Annotated in this window: 17 protein-coding genes; 14 read left to right on the top strand and 3 right to left on the bottom strand. The window is 52.0% G+C overall.

What is annotated here, in order from left to right:
• Positions 1–113: 113 nt before the first annotated feature.
• Positions 114–1,205 (top strand): PDZ domain-containing protein, encoded by a 1,092-nt coding sequence (locus Pla144_RS22175; RefSeq protein ID WP_197530937.1) that lies wholly within the window; start codon positions 114–116, stop codon positions 1,203–1,205.
• A gap of 114 nt (positions 1,206–1,319) precedes the next feature.
• Here the strand turns inward: Pla144_RS22175 and Pla144_RS22170 are convergent, their stop codons facing one another.
• Positions 1,320–1,574: a hypothetical protein gene (locus Pla144_RS22170; RefSeq protein ID WP_146452896.1), complete on the bottom strand. Its 255-nt coding sequence runs from the start codon at positions 1,572–1,574 to the stop codon at positions 1,320–1,322.
• Positions 1,575–1,776: 202 nt separating this feature from the next.
• A complete protein-coding gene (locus Pla144_RS22165; protein ID WP_146452895.1) occupies positions 1,777–3,171 on the bottom strand; it encodes a DUF6666 family protein in 1,395 nt (464 codons plus the stop codon).
• A gap of 1,080 nt (positions 3,172–4,251) precedes the next feature.
• Here Pla144_RS22165 and Pla144_RS22160 point away from each other — a divergent pair.
• The 10 genes from Pla144_RS22160 (at position 4,252) to hpt (ending at position 13,819) form a co-directional block, all read left to right on the top strand.
• The gene (locus tag Pla144_RS22160) at positions 4,252–6,303 is read left to right on the top strand and encodes a PrkA family serine protein kinase (RefSeq protein WP_146452894.1); all 2,052 of its coding nucleotides are present in this window, start codon (positions 4,252–4,254) and stop codon (positions 6,301–6,303) included.
• Positions 6,304–6,347: 44 nt separating this feature from the next.
• Positions 6,348–7,457 carry a DUF444 family protein gene (locus Pla144_RS22155; RefSeq protein WP_146452893.1) on the top strand — a complete coding sequence of 370 codons (1,110 nt, stop codon included), beginning with the start codon at positions 6,348–6,350 and terminating at the stop codon, positions 7,455–7,457.
• A gap of 9 nt (positions 7,458–7,466) precedes the next feature.
• Entirely contained in the window at positions 7,467–7,661 is a 195-nt protein-coding gene (locus tag Pla144_RS22150; protein WP_146452892.1) for a hypothetical protein, read from the top strand.
• A gap of 23 nt (positions 7,662–7,684) precedes the next feature.
• Entirely contained in the window at positions 7,685–9,229 is a 1,545-nt protein-coding gene (locus Pla144_RS22145; protein ID WP_146452891.1) for a SpoVR family protein, read from the top strand.
• On the top strand, positions 9,226–9,714 hold the full coding sequence (locus tag Pla144_RS22140; protein ID WP_146452890.1) for a hypothetical protein: 489 nt from the start codon (positions 9,226–9,228) through the stop codon (positions 9,712–9,714). Before Pla144_RS22145 ends, Pla144_RS22140 begins: the two co-directional genes overlap by 4 nt.
• Before the next feature lie 32 nt (positions 9,715–9,746).
• Positions 9,747–10,013: a hypothetical protein gene (locus tag Pla144_RS22135; RefSeq protein ID WP_146452889.1), complete on the top strand. Its 267-nt coding sequence runs from the start codon at positions 9,747–9,749 to the stop codon at positions 10,011–10,013.
• Between the two features lie 101 nt (positions 10,014–10,114).
• Positions 10,115–10,963: a hydrogen peroxide-dependent heme synthase gene (gene hemQ / locus Pla144_RS22130; RefSeq protein ID WP_146452888.1), complete on the top strand. Its 849-nt coding sequence runs from the start codon at positions 10,115–10,117 to the stop codon at positions 10,961–10,963.
• Between the two features lie 205 nt (positions 10,964–11,168).
• Positions 11,169–11,870, top strand: coding sequence for a uracil phosphoribosyltransferase (upp, locus tag Pla144_RS22125; RefSeq protein WP_146452887.1), 702 nt, complete (start codon positions 11,169–11,171; stop codon positions 11,868–11,870).
• A gap of 55 nt (positions 11,871–11,925) precedes the next feature.
• On the top strand, positions 11,926–13,161 hold the full coding sequence (locus Pla144_RS22120) for a NupC/NupG family nucleoside CNT transporter (RefSeq protein ID WP_146452886.1): 1,236 nt from the start codon (positions 11,926–11,928) through the stop codon (positions 13,159–13,161).
• Positions 13,162–13,255: 94 nt separating this feature from the next.
• Positions 13,256–13,819, top strand: coding sequence for a hypoxanthine phosphoribosyltransferase (hpt, locus tag Pla144_RS22115; protein WP_146452885.1), 564 nt, complete (start codon positions 13,256–13,258; stop codon positions 13,817–13,819).
• A gap of 25 nt (positions 13,820–13,844) precedes the next feature.
• Here the strand turns inward: hpt and cdd are convergent, their stop codons facing one another.
• The gene (cdd, locus tag Pla144_RS22110; RefSeq protein ID WP_197530936.1) at positions 13,845–14,306 is read right to left on the bottom strand and encodes a cytidine deaminase; all 462 of its coding nucleotides are present in this window, start codon (positions 14,304–14,306) and stop codon (positions 13,845–13,847) included.
• Between the two features lie 108 nt (positions 14,307–14,414).
• Here cdd and Pla144_RS22105 point away from each other — a divergent pair, with 108 nt between their 5' ends.
• From Pla144_RS22105 to Pla144_RS22095, 3 genes are all read left to right on the top strand, one after another.
• The gene (locus Pla144_RS22105) at positions 14,415–15,602 is read left to right on the top strand and encodes an SAM-dependent methyltransferase (RefSeq protein WP_146452883.1); all 1,188 of its coding nucleotides are present in this window, start codon (positions 14,415–14,417) and stop codon (positions 15,600–15,602) included.
• A 163-nt stretch (positions 15,603–15,765) separates the two neighbouring features.
• Positions 15,766–16,971 carry a hypothetical protein gene (locus tag Pla144_RS22100; RefSeq protein WP_146452882.1) on the top strand — a complete coding sequence of 402 codons (1,206 nt, stop codon included), beginning with the start codon at positions 15,766–15,768 and terminating at the stop codon, positions 16,969–16,971.
• Between the two features lie 8 nt (positions 16,972–16,979).
• Positions 16,980–18,092 (top strand): DUF6268 family outer membrane beta-barrel protein, encoded by a 1,113-nt coding sequence (locus Pla144_RS22095; protein ID WP_197530935.1) that lies wholly within the window; start codon positions 16,980–16,982, stop codon positions 18,090–18,092.
• The last annotated feature ends 210 nt before the right edge of the window (positions 18,093–18,302 follow it).

The raw sequence follows: 18,302 nt of genomic DNA, 5'->3' as shown, positions 1-18,302 counted from the left end.
GGCAACTAGTTTTTGCCCAAAGGATGTTACAATATTATCGTCAATACAGCGATTTGTCGAAGTGCCCTCTCTCACCATTGTCTCGCACCTCCATCTTGTTGAAAAAGAAAACTATGCTACTTAAGGTTACCATCCTTCGATTTTTGCTAGTTGCGGCCATGGTCGGATTTTTCCTGCCTTCGATCCTTGCCGAAACGACTTCTTCTCGGCGTCAAGAAGTCGCAGAGGCCGGCACCTCTCTAGATCCAGAATCTATATCTCGATGGATCGACCAACTCGATAGTGAACAGTTCGAGGAGCGAGAACGAGCCCAGTCAGAATTGACTGGAGTCGGTTTTCCGGCGCTGTCCGAGGTCGCTGGTGCAGCCCGCTCGGCATCATTGGAAACCTCCACTCGCGCAATCAATATTTTGTTGACCTGGTCCGAAAGAGAGGACCGTCAGCTGGCCGTCACGGCCCTGGAACAACTCGCTGCTATGAAGAATCGTCCCATAGAATCAGCCAGGGCGACTGAAGTACTGGCCGAAGTACGCGAACTGGCAGCCTTGGAAGAGATCGTTTCCCTGGGAGGAAGTTATCAGGTGAATTCCCAATTGAGTGGATTGATCAACCTCGTCCCTGCGGACCATTACCAGATCATCATCGGGTCGGAATGGCGAGGAGGAGTTGAATCACTGAAACTCTTGCAGGACATTCCTCATGCCTGGGCCATTAGTTTTTACTCATCTCCGCTTACAGACGAAGCCCTGGATTGCCTCCAAAACCTCCCTCAACTGATGCGTGTGGAACTGTACGGAACAAGTTTTTCCAAACCAGCAATCGAAGAGATACGCCAAAAACTTCCTAATATAAACGAGAAGAATTTTGACGTCCGTCAGAGCGCAGCCTTTCTGGGGATTCGAGGCAGCGAAGGTGAAACTGCTCATGTGGTTGATGTCGTGCCAGACAGCGCTGCCGCCAAGGCGGGCATTCATACGGGTGACATAATTTCTCACCTTGAGGGTAAGGAAGTTGCGGACTTCGCTGCCCTGACGAGCTTGATAGCCCAATATCAACCTGGCGAGACGGTTCAACTCACCATTGTTCGTCAGGGTGAAAATCAGGAGTTGCAAACTTTAGAATTGCCCGTCAAGCTCGCACAGTGGGGCCCCACGAGCCGAGCCGAATTGCCGGAACTTCGCAAGCTGAACCTCGAAAGACGATAAGATCTATCACCACGACCTTACATAAACAAGAATCCTTTGCGCAGAGACGCTGTGGCGCAATAAAACAGGGTCCCAATTGGAACCCTGTTTGAACTTTACTCGCTTGCCAATCGACTAGACTGCTAATGTTGCTTCGACATCGGCAAAGTGTCCGCTGGCCTGGAATTGCTGAGCCAGCAACTGGCGACCCTTTTCGGTCCACACACCGATGCTCCGCAGCGGGGCGTTGGACTGAGGGCAGAGAAAGGTGACTTGCTTAGGAGTGATCGACTGAATTTCGACGGCGTTCTCTTTGCGGGTAAACTGTACCGCAAAAGAGACGTGGCGATTATTCTCTTCGTCCTCCCAATTCGTTTCGATCGTATGCATTGCATCACTCCTAAACCAATGTTGAATCTGTGTTAGTTGGCCCCTACCTGTTCGTCGGGTAAGACCACGGCAAGCTACTGAGTATAATCGGTTTGTGGTTTCCTTGCAGCGCGAAAATTACGCGAATTTGACGATTTTTCGGGCAAACTGGTAAGGAGACTCTTCTCAGCTGACACAGATCGGGTTTCGTGCCTATGTGGAACTACTTCTGATCAACGAACATCCAACCGTTGTCGGCTACACCGAACAGCGGACGGAAGGGACTGTTAGCACCTTTGCGGGCCGAACAGCCAATGTGCCAAACCAGATTGATTCCAATATTCCAGGACTCCTGCATGACTTCTTCAGGGCTCCCCAGCTTATCGGGAATCAGGTAATTGAACCCGGATTGCACCGACCAGCGATCATTCAAAGGTGCATAGAAATCGGCACCCAGGATTCCTTCGCTGTCACCCGTGGCTCCTCCCCAGAACCGCGCCTGATAGCCATCACGGAGATTCCAGCGAAAGAACGCCGCGTACTGATCTACAGTCGACCAATTCACTCCGTCAGAGATGGCATCATTGGTAGAGCTGGCTCCCCAAAAGCCGATTTCTCGGCCACGAGGACTCTTTAGACTCACTTCGTAACGAATCTGGTTGAGGCTTATGTCCTCGTCTAGGTTGTCATTCATGTAATCATAGACCAACCCGAACTGTACACCGCTACAGACTCGTCGATACAACCCAGCAGTGATAAACTGCTGACCGCGATCGTCACCATTGTCTACAGTTCCGGAGAGTCGACTTTGAAATGCCTGGAAGCCTAACTGATAACTAAGTTGAGGAAATAAGCGACCAACTATCGGTGCACGACCGCTGATGTTTAGTCCCTCATGGAAACCAAAATTGGAATCGCTACGGGCTGTAGGGGGGGCACCAGCTACAAAGTCCCGCGGACCACGGAAACCTTGTACACCACCCCAGAAAGTGAAATCCTTGATACGCGGCAGGCAGACTTGAAAACACCAGAATTCGGGTCCTGGAATTCCAACGCAACTTCCACAGCTCGGTTCTGGGCAGCCACAGCCGGGATCGCATACGCCGCAGCCCGGATCACAAATACCACAGCCAGGGTCGCACATACAGGCGCCTTCCCCACAGGGACAGCCCCCTTGGCAGCTCTCACAGCCGTCCATCTGGTAGGGGACTTCCCAACCTTCGGAGGGCGAGCCAAAGTGAATTTCCTCACCTTCAATGGCTTCCTCGGGGATTGGCTGGATGGCTCGCTCGGGCTGCTGAACGGCAGCCGCGGCCTGAACGATCTTTCCTTTTGAGGCAGTTGGTTTCTTGATTGGGGACTTCTTGGCAACGCGTTTAGGCGCTGCTTGATACTTTGCTGGTGAAGGAACGGCAGTCTGCTCGGGAACCGAGCGCTGCTGGTTCACTTGCGAAGGCGCGCGAAACTTCTGTTGAGGTTCTGCGGCCTGATTAGCCTGCCGTGGCCGCTGAAATCGCAGGGCATTTTCCTGGGCAACGGCGTGTGCTGAGAGCACAAGCAAACTGCTGCAGAGGGCTGGGCAGAGAAATTTGATCAGGCTTGAACGGGAATTATTCATCGATCACCCTTCGGCAAGCTTCGCCCACTGTGTGACGACGCTTTTGCCATGGAGATCGACGCAACTGATGCGGTTTTCGACTGAGAAACGGATTGCACTTCAGTCTTGCCGGCACAGTTTGCGTCTCGGTAGCCCCCCCGAGAACAAAACGTGTACTGGGGTTATCGACACGTCTAAGCTTTCCCTTTCAGAAAAATCGTTGCTATCGTCAAAAATTTCCAAATAGTCGCGTTCTTGTGCTGGCATCCATGCCAGGACTGCTGAAATACAAATGCTTTTGGCCATCAAATGGCATTTATCGAATCGCTAATGTCCCATTTGTAGTGCGATTGCAAACTGTCTAACCACTATAAGTGGGGGTTCTTCTGCAAGGCTTTAGGCATGCACGAGGGAGAAAAATCCGCCTGGTAGAATCTACTGTAAAGTGTTTGATAGAAACGGTTTACGCGTTGAGCAGATTGCCGAGGATTGGTATGAATGGCGGGAGAAGGCGGCAAAGTCGATGTTGCCAGCAACAGTTTCGCAGTCGATACTGATAGTAGAGATGCTCACTTCAGCAGAGTCGATCTTGCTGCGGAGAGTGTTGGGAGGCGATAGCGAAATTCAAACATTCAGGAATTTATTTCGCCTTCGGAATTAGAGAAGTTTCTCACTGCTCTTTGCCAACCTTCATTTAGGTGTGCCCACTCGCTGGCGAGTTGAGGACCCCGCAAGGCCTCGTAATCTAGCTTGTCAGGTTCGCTTTCTTTGGCCCCACCCTTTAAGGTGCTTGGCCAACTCCCCATCGCACGCAGGTTAGCACGGATAGTGCTCCCCAGTAAGTCACAAGATGTGTAGTGCAGCGTGCGTTCCATGAGAGGCGGACAGAGCCGACCCGTGCAAACCTAAGTGTGTGCGCAAGGATAGCGCTGACAAGTTGAACGAAGTGTGTCCTGATTGTGTCCCGAAAGGGCGGAGACAATTGTCTCCGTAAGTAACCTTTTTATTCTCGTTTAATTCATCCCCCACCCCTCAGAGAGGAAACGCGAGACGATCCTGACAAACTGTAACGCATCAATCGTCCCGCCAAGGAGAACCACGATGGTCAGTGGAAGTGAAATCGTTTCGATTATTTCGCAGCGCCAAGATCGCGATCAGTTCCGCCGTAAGAATTGGGTCGGCACGTTCGAGGAGTATCTCGAAATTGTTCGAGATGATCCGAAGGTAACTCGGACCGCTTACCAGCGGATCTACGATATGATTCTTTCCTATGGCGTGGATGTTGTCTCCAAGGGGCGAGAAAAGGAGCATCAGTATCGCTTCTTCGACGACCCCCTCAATAACGGTCACGACGCTGTCTACGGACTGCGTGAACCTTTGCACAACCTGGTGAACGCCCTCAAGAGTGCGGCCTACGAATATGGCATCGAGAAACGAGTTCTATTGCTTCACGGGCCCGTAGGAAGCAGTAAGAGCACGATTGTCCGGTTGCTTAAGCAAGGGCTTCAGCGCTATTCGGAAACGGATGAGGGTGCCCTCTATACTCTCGGTTGGGTCGATGAGGAAGATCCCAACGAAGTTCACTGGTGCCCAATGAACGAGGAACCATTACATCTGATCCCGGACCGCTTCCGTGACGACGTCGCAGCGAGCCTCAATGCAGCAAATGATGAAGGAGGCTTCAAAGTCCGCATCCGCGGCGAGTTGGATCCTTTCTGCCGTTTCATGTATCAGCATCGATTGAAGAAATACGACGGCGATTGGACCCGCGTGGTACAAGACGTTCGCGTGAAGCGGGTGATCTTGAGCGAAAAGGACCGCGTGGGCATTGGCACCTTCCAGCCAAAAGACGAAAAGAACCAAGACGCCACTGAACTCACCGGCGACATCAACTATCGAAAAATCGCTGTCTATGGCAGTGATAGTGATCCGCGCGCGTTCAATTTCGATGGAGAGTTTAACGTTGCTAACCGGGGCATCGTTGAGTTTGTTGAAGTTCTCAAGCTGGACGTGGCGTTTCTCTACGACCTGCTAGGGGCGAGCCAGGAGCACCGCATCAAGCCCAAGAAATTTGCCCAGACAGATATCGACGAAGTGATTATTGGTCATACCAATGAGCCTGAGTATCGTCGGCTAAAAAATAATGAATTCATGGAGGCCTTGAGGGATCGAACGGTCAAGATCGACATTCCTTACGTCACCACGCTCGAGCACGAGAAGCAAATATACGAAAAGGATTACAACCAGAATACCGTGCAGGGCAAGCATATTGCTCCCCATACAATCGAGATGGCAGCTATGTGGGCCATCCTAACTCGCCTTGAAGAGCCCAAGCATGCCGGACTTTCTCGGCTCCAGAAATTGAAACTCTACAACGGCAAGACTTTACCTGGTTTCACTGAGGAAAACATTGCCGAGCTACGCGATCAGGCTCACAACGAGGGGCTAGTCGGAATCTCACCACGCTATGTGCAAGACAAGATTTCCAACGCCTTAGTGGCTCACCCGGATGCTAGTTCTATCAATCCGTTCATGGTGCTTAATGAATTGGAAAACGGCCTCAAGCACCACAGTCTGATCAATGACGAAGAACTCAAGCAGGAGTACCGCGACCTTCTGGGAGTCGTGAAGGAGGAGTACGAAAACATAGTCAAGCTGGAAGTTCAGCGGGCGATTGCCGCCGATGAGGACGCTCTCATGAGGCTTTGCGGCAACTACATCGACAACATCAAGGCCTACACCCAAAGGGAAAAGGTCAAGAATCCCTTTACGGGGCAGTACGAGGAACCTGACGAGCGGCTCATGCGATCAATCGAAGAGAAGATCGATATTCCCGACAGCCGCAAGGACGATTTCCGTCGCGAGATTATGAATTACATCGGTGCGTTGTCAATCGACGGCAAGAAGTTTGATTACAAGACGAACGAACGGCTCAACAAAGCCCTGGAGCTCAAACTGTTTGAAGATCAAAAAGACTCGATCAAGCTTACAAGCTTGGTTTCGAACGTGATCGACGCCGACACCCAAAAGAAGATCGACGTAGTGAAGGACCGGCTCATTCGCAATTACGGCTACGATGACGAGAGTGCAACCGATGTCTTGAACTATGTAGCAAGCATCTTCGCCCGCGGGGATACCAAAGAGAAGAGTTAAACATTCCTCGCCCGACAGCATCGAATACTAGATCGAGATACTTCATGGTAATGGACATCCAACGTGACCAACGTCGCTTCAAGCAGATCGTCCGTGGTCGCATTCGCCAGAACCTGAGAAAATACATAACACACGGCGAAATGATAGGCCGACGCGGTCGTGATGCCGTCAGCATCCCGGTCCCCCAACTCGATGTGCCTCATTTCAAGTACGGGAAGAACGGTTCTGGAGGAGTGGGGCAAGGCAAAGGGGAAGTCGGCGACCCGCTCAGTCAGCCCGGCGAAGGACCTGAGGGTGCCGGTGGTGCGGGTAGCGACCCCGGTTCTGGCCATTTGGTCGAAGTGGAGGTCTCGCTCAAGGAATTGGCCGAGATGCTTGGTGAGGAACTAGAACTACCCCGCATTCAGCCCAAAGGAACGGCCAATATCGAGAGCGAGAAGGCCAAGTATAACAGCATCCGCCAAACCGGCCCTGAGTCACTCAAGCATTTCAAGAAGACCTATCTGCGAGCCCTCAAGCGACAAATTACTACTGGAAACTACGTTCCGGACGATCCCTGTATTGTACCTGTGAAAGGAGACAAGCAATACAGATCCTGGAACGATGTGCCGCTGCCTGAAGTGAATGCAGTAGCAATCTACATGATGGACGTCTCGGGATCCATGACTGACGAGCAAAAACACATCGTTCGAAACGAGGCCTTCTGGATCGATACTTGGCTCACAAATCAATACCGTGGGATCGAGACTCGTTACATTATCCACGATGCCATTGCTAAAGAAGTTGACGAACACACTTTCTACCACACGCGGGAAAGCGGCGGCACGAGAATTAGCTCTGCGTACAAAGTGTGTGCTGATCTGATAGCGAGCACTTTTCCCAGCGAGGATTGGAATATCTATTGCTTCCAATTTTCGGACGGCGACAACTGGGGAGACGACAATCGAGTTGCATTTGAACTGCTCAACCAGAAACTGCTGCCGGTCGTGAACGCGTTTTGCTATGGGCAGGTTGAAAGCCCATATGGCAGCGGCGATTTCATTGACAGTTTGAGAAAAGAATTCAACAACCATGAATCGCTGATTCTTTCGGAGATTCCTGACAAGGACGCTATTTACAACTCCATCAAGACTTTCTTAGGCAAAGGCAAGTAGAGGTAAAACATGATCCGTACCAATGAAGCAATGTTGCAACGCTACCGAGTCAAAGTTGGCCACATTGAAGTGGTAGTCAGTGGCACCAACGATGCCGAGGCGATCGCCAATGCTCGCCTCCAATTGGCCAAGGACCTGCCAAGATTTTATGACTTGATCCATGCCTTGGAACCAACGCGGTTTGATGTTCATCGAGCGGCTTAAAATGTGATCTGAGGGGAATTTCCATGGCCATAGCCGAAACAAGCAACTTGACGCCTGAACTCACCGCGATTCAGACGGAGGTCGAAGGATATGCGCGTGGCTATGGGTTGGATTTTTATCCCACAATTTTCGAGTTGATCGATGCCGATCAGCTGAATGCGATTGCCGCTCGCGGAGGGTTCCCCACGCGGTATCCTCACTGGCGTTTTGGCATGGAATATGAGCAGCTTAGTAAGGGCTACAATTACGGCCTGCAAAAGATCTACGAGATGGTGATCAACAACAACCCCTGTTACGCCTATTTGATGCGTTGCAACGGGTTGATTGATCAAAAACTGGTTATGGCCCACGTTTACGGCCACTGTGATTTCTTCAAGAACAACCAGTGGTTTGCCCACACCAGCCGCAAAATGATGGACGAGATGGCCAACCATGGTAGCCGTATCCGCCGTTACATGGACGAATTTGGTGTAGAAAAGGTGGAAGATTTCGTTGACGCCTGTCTCAGTGTTGAAGACTTAATCGATATCCACTCCCCATTTATTCGCCGTCGAGAAGAGAAGAGCCGCTATGATTTCTCTGGCTTGGTGAAAGAGACGGATAAGAAATCGCCAGCCCGCTTCGAGTCCAAAGACTACATGGATCGATTTATCAATCCGCGAACCCTTAATTCGACCCTCGAAGATTCCGATGACGCAGAACCACCCATCACCAAGATACCTGAACGACCCGAACGCGACGTAATGCTTTTCATTTTGGAAAATGCCCCGCTCAATAGCTGGCAAGCGGATGTGCTCTCGATCATTCGCGACGAATCCTATTACTTCGCCCCGCAAGCCCAGACCAAGATCATGAACGAGGGCTGGGCAAGCTACTGGCATTCTACGATCATGATTCGCCAAGGCCTTACGGCTGCCGACGTTATCAACTATTGCGACCACCACAGCGGCACACTTGCCAGTTCCCCCACACAACTCAATCCCTACAAGGTTGGGATCGAACTATTTCGCAATATTGAAGATCGCTGGAACCGCGGAGCATTTGGCGCAGACTACGAGAACTGCGACGATCACGCCGCGCAGATGAACTGGAATACCGACGCTGGGCTGGGCCGAGAAAAAATATTTGAGGTCCGTCGCATCCACAACGATCTTACTTTTATCGATGAATTCCTAACGCTGGATTTCGTCCGTGAACATCGACTTTTCCGTTTTGGGTATAATGAACGTAGCGATGTGTACGAAATTGAAAGCCGAGAATTTCCCAAGGTGAAACAACAACTTCTCAACAGCCTGACCAACCGAGGCAGGCCAATGATCACAGTCGTAGATGGCAATTACCGCAATCGGGGAGAACTCTATCTTGAGCACCGGTTTTCGGGCGTGGAACTTCAGTTGGATTACGCCCGGGATACTTTGGAAAACTTACAGAGACTCTGGGGTAGGCCAGTCCACCTGGAAACTCGCTTGGAAAACGCCTCCGCAGTGCTGTCCTACGATGGCTCGGAACATGAATTTGAAGCGGGCGATCCGGTCGAACTTGCCGACGAAGTGGAGGAAGCATTTTGAAACTCCGCGATGATTTTGTCCAGGAACTGAAATCTCTCGTGGGCCAGACTAACCATCAGGTCTCCGTCAGTGACGGTCTGCGGACCATAAGATGTAAAGTGTTACAGTGCGATCCCCTTGGGGCGGCTATCTCGGACCTCGTCCTCGAAACGGGCGAGCTGGCGACAGCCGATATTGCTAAACTTGAAACTGCCAGCAAGTCACTCTGCGGGCGGGTCACGTACCTTCTCGAGCCTATTTCGCCAATCGAGATTGATTCAACGGGCTGCGTCGTTCAGATGCGGAGTAATCCACCCCACAAGGATGACAATGGTTTGAAGTATTATGAACTGACACTGCGGCAAGGGGGTAGCGTCTCGCTTACCCGCTACGAAAAGCAGCCTGCCAATTCCCGCCTTCCCGTCCCTGCTACTTTGACGCATGAAGTTCTATCTCGGCTGGTCGAGGATTTCAGCATTGCCGTCGATGAAGTGTTACCTAGCTAGCCATAGTACGGAGCCGAATTAGAATAGAAAATATGCCGATCTGCCAAAGCAAATTCATCGGTGATCTAAATTTGGCCCTGATGGAGGGAGCCAACATCTTAGAAAATCCCAGTTTGGTTGATTTGAAACTATTACTTGGGAATGCGTCTGACCGAACTGGTCTCTTTACTGACGCACATTCGTTCAATCAAGTCTTATTGTCACCCTTGGATTTTGCCAACGAACTCAATTCAGAGGTTCGAGGTGTGTATCTCGCTAAATGGAAAGACGCCCAACAGGCCCTCAAGGAAGATCATTAGCCATGTTTCTTTAACCCCTTACCACCCTGCTAGGAGATTTGTTACGATGCGGACCGACTTTGCTCACTTGCTCCACCTGTTTCGACTTCTAAGCCAAAATCATGAGCCGACCGCACGTAGCTTCCCCCCCTTCCGAGATTTCCCTTTCTCCGGCCGCCGGAGGATGGCATTGCAGCCATCTCTACTACTCGTGGAATCGGACCGCGCTCGCTCGGATGCAGCCAACGGAAATTTCCGCCGGAATCGACGCAGTGACTGCACTGCTGGATCCTGAGGAGACCGATGCACCTTTGCGAATGCAGACGTCCGTTGTGAGCGGCCACAAGGCAGACTTCGGTCTCATGTTGATGGATCCTGATCCGCTCAAGGTCGAGCGCGTCAATCAGCGACTGCTTGCTTCACCTCTAGGGCACGCCTTAGTTCCCGGTTATTCTTTCGTTTCGGCGACCGAGATCAGTGAGTATGTGCCGACAGTCGAGCAGTTTGGGGAACGCCTGATCGCCGAAGGCGAAACAGCCGATAGCCCCACATACTCGGCCAAGGTCAAGGGCTACGCCGATCGACTCGTCGGCATGAATCGCCAGAGGCTTACGCCCGACTTTCCTACTTGGCCGAACACTTGTTTCTACCCGATGAACAAAAAACGCAAGGTAGGCGAAAACTGGTTCATGCTTTCCAAGGATGAGCGCAATGCTCTGATGAGCGAACATGCTCGCAGCGGGATGGCCTTTGCCGGCAAGGTCAGTCAACTTATCACTGTCGCCTTGGGGTTTGACGATTGGGAGTGGGGGGTCACATTGTGGGCCGCCAATCCTGAATTTCTAAAAGAAATCGTCTATCGGATGCGTTTTGATGAAGCAAGCGCCCGCTATGCCGAGTTCGGGCCATTCCTCGTCAGCTACATCTGCACTCCCGCTGAAATGCTCAAGCATTGCCGAATCAGTGGCTGAGCAATTGCGGTTTGTGAACCCTTGCGGTTTAGGCATGGCCTGCGGTCTTTCATCAAAGCTGATTTTGCCTGTTTTCTGTCACTTCAACTGCGACTCTGCTTCTCAGTCGGTGCTAGCTTGATTAGAATGGAGTGGCACGCTGTTTCTTCAGCAGAATTGAGCGTGATTTGATGCAGGATGCCCCTAGTCTCTTGGAGTCCCCAAAATGCCTGGCACGACCGTGGAAAAGAAGAAAGACCGACTCGCATCCCCTTCCTCTATTTCCAACCAACTTGGTGGGGTGACCGTCATCAATCACCCCCTGATCCAGGTGCATTTGACGAAATTGCGAGATAAGACCACTCAGCCGTCTTTATTTCGTGCCTCGGTCAAGCGGTTGGCGACGCTGATGGTCTACGAAGCTACAAAAGATCTTAAGGTCTTAGATACGGTCGTCGAGACTCCTTTGACTGAAACCTCTGGAGTCGCGCTTTCGCAACGGGTCGGCCTTGTCCCCATCTTGCGAGCTGGGTTAGGAATGATCGATCCGGTTCTAGATCTCTTGCCGATGGCTGAGGTCTGGCACTTAGGACTCTATCGTGACGAAGAGACGGCCCAACCGATTCGCTACTACGACAAACTTCCTCCCCAAAATCCTGTTGATGTCGCCATTATTCTTGATCCCATGCTAGCCACGGGTGGTTCGGCGATGGCGGCTTTGATGACCCTTCGCGAATGGGGCGTGAAACAAGCTAAGGTCGTTTCACTTATTGCTTCACAAGAGGGAGTCGATGCCGTGGCGTCGCAATTCCCGGAAGCTCAGATTTATGTGGCTCAAGTTGATCCAACTCTCAACGATCGCAAGTTTATTGTACCTGGCTTGGGGGATGCTGGCGATCGTATCTTTAATACTGTGGATCATTCGTGAACTAATTGTTTTGATCTCGTATACCATTCCCCCCCTATCAATTCGAGCATAACACATGCACAACTATGTCAGCTTGCTGGGAATCGTGGTGATTATCGGCTTGGCGTGGTTGATGAGTTCTCACAAGAACCGTTTTCCTTGGCGCACCGTACTGGCGGGGCTCTGCCTGCAATTTGTGTTTGCAGTATTGATTCTCCGTACCAGCCAAGGGGAATGGGTGTTCGATAGGGTCGACGATGCTTTTGTGGGGCTACTGGGATGCGTCGATGCGGGCACAAGCTTCGTATTTGGAGAGGGATTTGCTGAGCACTTTTTTGCCTTTAAAGTACTGCCGACAATCATCTTTTTCTCTGCGTTCATGTCGATATTCTACTACTATGGCGTCATGCAAAAAGTAGTCGGGATGATGGCCATAGTAATGCAGAAGACTCTCGGTACTTCTGGCGCTGAAACCCTCTCTGCGGCTGCCAACGTATTCGTTGGACAAACCGAGGCTCCGCTAGTAATTCGACCATACATAAGCTCGATGACCATCTCGGAATTAAACGCCGTCATGGTTTGCGGGTTCGCTACGATGGCTGGTGGTGTACTAGGTGCACTTGCATCGATGGGTATCGATGCCGGTCACCTGCTGTCGGCATCCGTGATTTCGGCACCAGGCGCCTTAGTTCTCGCAAAAGTTATGCAACCCGAAGTGGATTCGCCAAAAACTTTGGGTAGCGTCAATATTGATATCGAAGACGAGAGTACCAACGTCTTGGAATCGGTAGCCGTAGGTACGGTAGGTGGTTTGCAACTGGCCCTCAATGTAGGAGCCATGTTGATCGTGTTTCTCGCGTTGATTGCCGTGTTAAATACTATTCTCGGTTGGGCAGGCGGTTTGTTCGGCTATGTCGGCGAAGATGGTAGTCCTATTTGGTCCCTAGAAGCAGGACTGAGCTATCTGTTTTATCCCCTCGCTTGGCTCATCGGAATCGACCCTGGAGATCGCGGCAGGGCTGCCGAATTGATGGGACTCAAAATGGCCACCAACGAATTCGTCGCTTACGGACGTTTGTCGGAATGGGGATTGCCCGATAGCCCAGTCCAAATTAGCGAGCGATCCCGAGCAATTCTCACTTATGCTCTCTGCGGTTTTGCAAACTTTAGCTCTATAGGCATCCAGCTAGGAGGGATCGGAGGCATTGCACCCGATCGCCGTTCAGACTTGGCTAGGCTCGGACTTCGTGCCATGCTAGGAGGCACCCTGGCCGGATTCATGACGGCTTGTATCGCAGGACAGTTGATTTGACTAGTTTGAAATAATTCGCAACGATTGGCGTATTTAGTGAAGCTGGTTTATTCCTCTAAATAATTCTGACATGTAATCACAAGGATTGGCGGCCATGAAAATTCTCTTTGACAAAGGAACCTTGCATCGCGGCGTCGCAGATATGGCCGCCGAAATCGAAAAGGTTTATCAAGGCCGACAACTCACGATTGTGGGTGTGCTTACTGGAAGCGTAGTCTTGCTGGCCGATTTGATCCGCCAGATTGAGCAGCCCATGCGTGTCGGCGTAATCCAGGCATCCAGCTATCGCGGGGCCACCACTGAAAGAGGTGACTTGATCATCAACTCCGAGTTGATGCTCGACATCACCGGCCGCGACGTTCTACTTGTGGACGATATTTTTGACACGGGCCATACCCTTGAAAACGTGGTCGAGAAATTGCACGAATTCGGACCCAAATCGGTCAAGTCTGCAGTGTTGCTACGGAAGAAGGGGCGGCAGGAAACCGACTACGAACCCGATTTCACCGCGTTCAACATCCCCGATGAGTTCGTCGTCGGCTATGGACTTGACTACGAAGATATGTACCGCAATCTGCCCTACCTTGCTGCCCTAGAACAGGAAGACCTCGACGATCACGATCAAATGAAACAAGAAACCCACGTGATCAAGACGTAAGGTTTAGAGAGCCAAGGGCTGGTTTTCAAATTTTGAGGTCAAACTGCGCGGGTAGTAATTTGTCAAGCGAAGTCTCAACGATTCGATCGGGCTTATCTGCATCGACCAAATACACTAGCATCGCTCCGCCAAATTCCGCCAAAAACTGCCGACAAGCACCGCATGGTGACGCTGCACCCGTAGTGGCGACGGCAACGGCCATTATTTTGCGATGCCCCGCTGCGACCGCCGCACCGGCTGCAATACGCTCGGCACAGATTGTGAGACCGTACGAGGCGTTTTCGACGTTAGTGCCTGTAAATATAGTTCCATCCTCAGTAATCACCGCCGCGCCCACCAGGAACTTGGAATAAGGGGCATAAGCGTTCTTCCTCGCGGAAATCGCGGCAGGAATGAGTTGCGGGGCTGCAGTAGACATCGAGATAGATTCCTTGGAAATCGGGCAGTTATGGTCACTCCAAGAATTGACTATACTAGAATTGGCCATTGAGGCAATTGTGACAGGGGATTAGCCGAACTCGGTGTGCTGCCACATCCAATACATATTACTTAGCCCCAAGATAATTGTGGCTATATCAAGAAGCAGCATTTTCTCATGTCCACCACCTGGCACCCACAGTTCTTATTCACAGTTTGTCAGACTGGGGCTGAAGCTGCGCTGAAGCACGAGATCGCCGCTCAAAAACTAGACCTTAGGCCATCGTATTCCCGCCCGGGCTTTGTGACATTCAAATTCGACCAACGATGCGAGAATCCACAGGGATTTCAACTCCGCAGTACTTTTGCGCGGACGTGGGGTTTTTCGCTAGGCAAGGTTTCTGGTGCTCAGGCAAGTGATCTTGCTTTCAAGAGTTGGCAATTGCCGGCGATGGTCGAGGCGCTCACCGCTATCAAGCCCAGCGACCTCCATGTCTGGGAGCGTGATCGAGTCATGCCAGGAGAAGAAGGATTTGAACCAGGGCCCACTGCTCTGGCGGCGGAAGTGGATGCCGCCTTGACTGCTTGTACTCCAGTAGAATCTTTGCGGTCCCACCATTTCGGCCAGCAGGGAGCCAGCCAGCCAAACACCTGGATTCTTGATGCCGTGGTTGTGGAGCCGTGTGAGTGGTGGCTCGGTTGTCATCTTGCCAGTCGCCGCACGGCATGTTGGATCGGTGGCGTTCCTCCAATCCAGCAACCCGAAGACGCCGTAAGCCGCGCTTACTTGAAAATGACCGAGGCACTTGAGTGGTCTGCGTTGCCTTTTGTCCGGGGGGATATTTGTGTGGAGTTGGGTTGTTCTCCCGGCGGAGCGGCGCAAGCACTGCTTGAAAAGGGATTGTTTGTGGTAGGAATCGATCCGGCCGAGGTGGATCCATTGGTTGCTGAGCATCCAAGTTTCTTGCATGTACGTCGACGAAGCCTGGACGTACCCAAGCGGGATTTTCAACGTGCCAAGTGGCTCACGGCAGATATGAACGTTGCTCCTGGATACACGCTTGAGGCCGTGGAAGATGTGGTATTGAACAAGACGCCGTCGATTCGCGGCCTAGTCCTCACTCTCAAGCTAGCAGACTGGTCGATGGCCTCACAAATTGGCGATCTAGTCAAACGAGTTCGAAGCTGGGGGTACCGCGACGTTAGAACTCGCCATTTGGCATTCAATCGCCAAGAATTCTGTTTAGTTGCTCTGAAAAGCCGGGCACAGCGCCGGATCAAACGAGGCACCTCCCAGCGTCGCATTCGGACGGACGCCCCCCACCAAGGCGTTCCCGGTAAGATGCACGTAGAAAAAAGTGAATAGCCGGTGTTGGCACATCTGGTAGCTTGCGGCCACTGCTATCGCAAGCAGCAGGGGAGAGTGGGTTGCCAGCGGAACTAACCGCCGTTGACTCCATTGGTTGAGAAAAGTACTAATTGGGCCGCGAAAACTCGTTCATTGGCTCCTCCGCGCCCCAGGCATACTCGTGCTTCGTCTTTTGCCGCAACTTCTGTTGTTCCTTACCGCCTGGTTATTAGGTACCAGTGGGGCATTCGCGCAGCGCGTTCAGTTCCCATCTCAAGTCCCTTCGTATGACGTCACTCCCCCGGGCTACACGCCACCGAGTTTGCCCCCCACAACCTCACCGTTAACATCCAGTTTCGATCCCTATGCCAACCCAAGCCTAGGTACTCCACCGCCGGATATTCCTTACACCGTTTCGCCGCAATTCGCCCAGCCGCAACAATTTGGCCAACCTCCCTTAGGTCAACCCATTGCGCCACAGCTAGCGCCACCGGTCACTCCCGTGGTGCCACAGCAAGGAGGCTCACTCTATCCCAATGGTTTGCCGAATCAGTGGAATTCGAATACCTACGCATACGGCAACTCCGATGGTACAGTAGCCCAATTACAACGCTTGATGCAGCAGATAAGCGCGGAGCAGACATATCTCTACACGGATGGAGGAGTCACTGGTTTTGGTATAGATCGCACAGAGCTCGCCGCAACTTTTGGCGTGCCGATTTTCTACAATCCCGAGACACCGCTTCTGGTCACCCCAGGCTTTGCCTTTAACTGGTGGTCTGGCCCCTCATTGGACGGATTTGATCTCCCGCCGCGCGTTTACGATGCATATATCGACGGAGCTTGGCATCCTCAGTTCAACCAATTCTTGTCAGCCGATTTGGGCTTACGCACTGGCGTTTGGACCGATTTCAATAATTGGAATGATGCTATTCGCATCATGGGGCGCGCATTGGGAGAGGTCGCTCTAACTCCTAAGCTCAGTATGTTGGGCGGAATTTGGTATCTGGATCGCAACGCGGTCAAGCTGTTGCCGGCGGGAGGAGTTCACTGGCGACCTAATGAGTTGTGGGATATGTATCTAGTATTTCCCAACCCGAAGATTCGCCGACGATCTATTACCGTTGGAACCAGTCAATGGTGGATCTATCTTGCAGGCGAATATGGTGGGGGTAGGTGGGCCGTCGAACGCATTGAGGGTGATGACACTGTCGACTACAACGATATCCGAGTGTTTACCGGAATCGAATGGGAGACCCAGACACAAATCCGTGGGCATATTGAAGTAGGCTTCGCGTTTGATCGCGAAATCGTTTATGGGCAAACTGCCACTCCGAACTTAGATCTAGACAATACCTTCATGTTTCGCGGTGGCTTCGACTTCTGAGTGATCGTATGGCGCTGCTCAACCAACGGTCCGCGACAATTCATTTAGTAATCTTGGCACATGCTCCGATTCTCTGCGTAGCAACTCTTGTGACTGCAGTTCAAGGCCAGACGCAACGTGCATGGGGAGGCACTCTGATTGCGGAACGCATTCCGCATCAGCCGGAACAGTTGCTCGACCACTGGGTCGACGACTCGACTCCTCTCGACTTGGAAACGATACTCCTGAAAGACGAGCAAGTGCGTCTAGCCGGGCTCGCTAGTGAGACAACAGCCATCGCATCCGATCTTGAAATGATCGATTCTGACGAAGCACAGCTCCCCCCAGGAACTCGTAACGGAGTATTCCAGAAACTCTTGTTCACCGGCACCTACCTGCCCCAGTTGGAAGCCGACAGTCTTGGCTGGGGAGATCTGGAAGCGGGAGTTGTCTTTGGTTTTCCTTTCTTGCGAAGAGATACTCCATTGCTCATCACTCCTCGATTTGGAGTTCACTATCTCGACGGAGCCGCCAATTTCGATCTCCCCGACACACTTTACGATGCATCCATTGAATTTCGCCACTTGCGCAAGTTCGGCGATGGCCCATGGGCGATGGATGCAGCCGTCACACTCGGGCACTACAGTGACTACGAAGACGACGATGCCGATGCCTTCCGCGTCACTGGAAGAGGGCTGGTCGTCTATGAATCGAGTCCCACTACCAAATGGCTGGCGGGGGTGGCATATCTAAACCGAGCTGGGGCCACGGTCCTGCCGATTGGTGGTGTTATCTACGAACCTACCCCCGATGTCTCCTATGAATTGATCTTCCCACGGCCACGCTTTTGGTGGTTACTGCCGGGGAGTAACCGGCAAATTGGAGACGAACGTTGGGTCTTCCTTGGCGGAGAATTCGGCGGCGGAGTCTGGTCCATCGAACGGCCTTCTACTCAGGAGCAGGACCTGCTCACGTACCTCGACTATCGTGTCTTGGTTGGCTACCAGCGCAATCTTCCTAGCGGGATAAGTTGCACATTCGAATTTGGCTATGTCTTCGGCAGACAGCTAGAATTTTCAGGCCCGTCTCCGGACGTCTCACTCGACGATACGATGTTTACGCGAGTGGGCTTGAAATTCTGAAGCCCCGTTAATCCCCAGTCTTTTGAAGCAATCATTTTTCAACTTGATTCGCGGCTTTGCGGTCCATTTGTGAGCATCATGACTGTGGGTAGTGGAGCTAGGTTGGGTAATTTTTCCAGTAGTCGCCCCAGCCGCCGGGTTGGCTGAGGTAAAGGGCGCGGAGGTGGCAGACGGCGTCAGAGCCGGCTTCGCTCCAGCGCATGCCGCTCC

Source organism: Bythopirellula polymerisocia (assembly GCF_007860015.1).
In the GTDB taxonomy this organism is placed as follows: domain Bacteria; phylum Planctomycetota; class Planctomycetia; order Pirellulales; family Lacipirellulaceae; genus Bythopirellula; species Bythopirellula polymerisocia.
The sequence above is the reverse complement of the archived record's forward strand: the minus strand, read 5'-3'. Positions and strand labels throughout refer to the sequence as shown.